This window comes from Kitasatospora sp. NPDC001225, assembly GCF_053597855.1.
The window spans coordinates 1-2795 of sequence record NZ_JBSFJC010000334.1; the positions used below are offsets into that span (position 1 = coordinate 1).

Annotated in this window: 4 protein-coding genes; all 4 read right to left on the reverse strand. The window is 72.3% G+C overall.

Translation table 11 applies throughout. From position 1 onward, the window contains the following. The coding region (locus tag ACWDCZ_RS40045; protein WP_449818555.1) for a methyltransferase domain-containing protein at positions 1-642 on the reverse strand (642 nt) is incomplete at its 3' end. 96 nt (positions 643-738) lie between these two features. After that, the gene (locus ACWDCZ_RS40050; protein WP_449818556.1) at positions 739-915 is read right to left on the reverse strand and encodes a hypothetical protein; all 177 of its coding nucleotides are present in this window, start codon (positions 913-915) and stop codon (positions 739-741) included. Continuing rightward, positions 912-1856 (reverse strand): ATP-grasp ribosomal peptide maturase, encoded by a 945-nt coding sequence (tgmB, locus tag ACWDCZ_RS40055; RefSeq protein ID WP_449818557.1) that lies wholly within the window; start codon positions 1854-1856, stop codon positions 912-914. Before tgmB ends, ACWDCZ_RS40050 begins: the two co-directional genes overlap by 4 nt. Before the next feature lie 20 nt (positions 1857-1876). Continuing rightward, a complete protein-coding gene (gene tgmA / locus ACWDCZ_RS40060; RefSeq protein WP_049649147.1) occupies positions 1877-2152 on the reverse strand; it encodes a putative ATP-grasp-modified RiPP in 276 nt (91 codons plus the stop codon). Positions 2153-2795: the final 643 nt, after the last annotated feature.

The window sequence follows — 2795 nt, forward strand, 5'->3', positions numbered from 1 at the left end:
GGAGAGGATCTGGGTCGCGCCGTTGCCCATGCGTTCGGCGGAGGGGGCGGCGAGCTGGGCGACCCAGCTGCCGGTCCAGGTGTCGACGACGGCCGGGTCGATCAGGCTGGGCCGTTCGTCGCCGGGCAGCATGGCGAGGGTCGAGCGGGGCGGGCGGTCGTGCGGGCGGGCGATCATGAAGCTGGTGTAGCCGGGCAGGAACCGGCCGGTGGCTTCGCCGGGGCCGGTCACGGTGAGCTCGGCCAGGCCGGAGGCGTAGCTCCAGCCGGACAGGGTGACCAGGATGCGGCCGCCCGGCTTCACCTGGTGCAGCCAGGGCATCGGCAGGTAGCGGACCGAGCAGGTGGCGATCAGCCGGTCGTAGGTGCCGCCGCCGGGGTCTCCGCGCAGTCCGTCGCCGACGAGGAGGCGGGGCTGGTAGCCGGCGGCCCGGAGTGCGGTGGCGGCGCGTTCGGCGACCCGCGGGTCGTACTCGATGCTGGTGAGGTTCCCGTCCCCGAGCCGGTGGGCGCCGAGGGCGGTCGAGTAGCCGGTGCCGGTGCCGATCTCGAGGACGCGGTGTCCGGTGTCCGTGCCGAGCCGCTGCCACATCCCGAGGACGAGGGACGGCAGGGTGGAGGAGGACGACGGGGCGCCGACCACCGGTTGTCCGTCCGCCTCGTCCGCGCCGGTGTGGCCGTCGAGTTGGGTGATGAGCGTCCGGTCGGTGTAGATCCCCTCGAGCCAGCCGGGGTCGCCCTACCGGACCGGCCGGTAGGCGGTCGGGTCGCTGCCCTCGACCGGGAGGAAGTACGCCCCGGCGAAGGCTTCGCGGGGGACCGCTTCGGCCGCCTTGATCCATGCCGGGTCGGACAGCGCGCCGTTCTCGGCGAGGTCGGCCGTCAGGGCGGCGCGCAGCTCTTCGGACGTGCTCATGCGTCGGGGCCTCTCTGCAGCTCGTCAGCGAGTGCGTGTGCGATGCGGTCGGTGGTCTCGGGCGGTTGCCAGGCCCACTGGCCGTTGGGGTTGCATTCGAGGAACGACCAGGTGCCGTCCGGCGTGACGGCGAAGTCGAACGCGCCGAACACCAGCCGGAAGTGGCCGAGGTAGTCGGCCACGGACCGCGCGACCGGTTCGGGTACGGCGATCGGCGTGCAGGTCATCAGGTCCTGCCGGTGGCGCCAGTCGAGGTCCGGGCTGTCGATCCGCACGCCGAACAGCCGGTCGCCGACGGCGGTCACCCGGGCGTCGTACGCCTTGGGGACCCGGGCCTGGAACAGGTGCGGGCAGGCCCGGACCGCGTCCGTGATCTCCTGCGCCCGGACGTCCCGCACCCATACGGCCCGCGGTTCGCCGTCGACGGAGTACGGGGTGTTCCACACGGGCTTGTAGACCGCTCCGGCCCGCTGGAGGGCCACGAAGTCCCGTGCCTCCTGCGGGTCGTTGGTGACGAGGGTGTCCGGGACGGCGAATCCGGAGCGCTGCGCGGCGGCGAGTTGTGCGGGTTTGTGTTCGGCGGCGCGGTTCGCCCACGGGTGGTTGACGTAGTGCGCTCCGGGGAGGGAGGCGAGGATGCCGCCCGCGCCCCACACGGACTGCGAGGCCGCGAAGCGGCGTTCCTGGCCGTCGAGGTCGGCCGGCCCCTCGTAGGGCGAGGCCCGGCGCACCCACACGGCCCCCACCTCGGTGAGGTCGAGCTCCCGGCTCGGGGTGCGCAGGGTGCCCCGCCGGCCGTCCGTACGGAACGAGGCGGTCAGCGAGGCGCCCGTGTGAAGGTCGGTGCCGGGGTCGAGACGGACCACGGGGGAGCGGCGGTGCGCGAGGACGCGCAGGACCACGTCCGCGGTGACGTCGTAGGGGTTGGTCAGCACCAGCACCGGCCGACGGTGTCTCGGCGTCAACTGCCGCTCTGGTCCTGGTCGTAGGACTCGGTGCTGTCGGCGTCGGTCGCACCGCCCGGCGCGGCCCCGTCGCCGGGACGGGTGCTGGTCGGGGTGAGTCCACTGGTGCTGGTGCCGTGGGAACCCAGTTCCACCGTGCGGCCGTCCTCGTCCACGACGACCGCGATCTGCGTCTCGGGGTCGATCACGGGCGTGAGCGCCGGGAGCGTGGCAGTGGTGGCCGCGTACGGCGTCATCCTGCCGATGCCCCACGGTACGGGCGTCTGCGTCATGCATCCTCCTCGTATCGATGGTGCCGGTTCACTGGCGACCACTTTGCTGGTGCACGAAGGTGCTTTCAAGCCCGTTCCGGCGGACGGAATATGCCAGGTTGCGGAGGCGATCTCCCGGGCCCCGCCCCGACGGCCACGGGGCGTGGGCCGTCGGCGTCGCCGGCCCGTGGCCCGTCTGCGAGCGCTGCACCGGGGACCGGTCACGGCCGCCGTCGGGCGGGTGACCGTCACGGCCGCGCCCCCGGCGGGCGGTGGCTGTGCGGTTCCGTCCGGGGCAACGGTTGGGGCGGCTTGGCGGGTTCACCGTTTCGAGTAGGGAATTCCGGAAAGAGAAGTTGCCTGGTCAAGGGCGTGCGGTGAAGCCGGAGTTGTGAAGTGCGCATGGCATTTCGACGACTTGCCGCCGGCCCGGATCCCGCCAATGCAAGGAATTCGCTCAGTGCTTAGTTGATTCGTGCGAATCCCTTCCGTTCCTCGATCGAATCTGACAGCATCGTCCGCTATCCGGCGACCGATTGCCGGTGATCAGTGCGCCGCACGCGACCGCGATCGCGGCCGCCCCTGCTGCTGTCGGCCTTCCTCATCGGACGCCGCCGTCGAGACGTGGCCGCCCGCCCGCGCCACGTGGAGGAGATGTGACCAC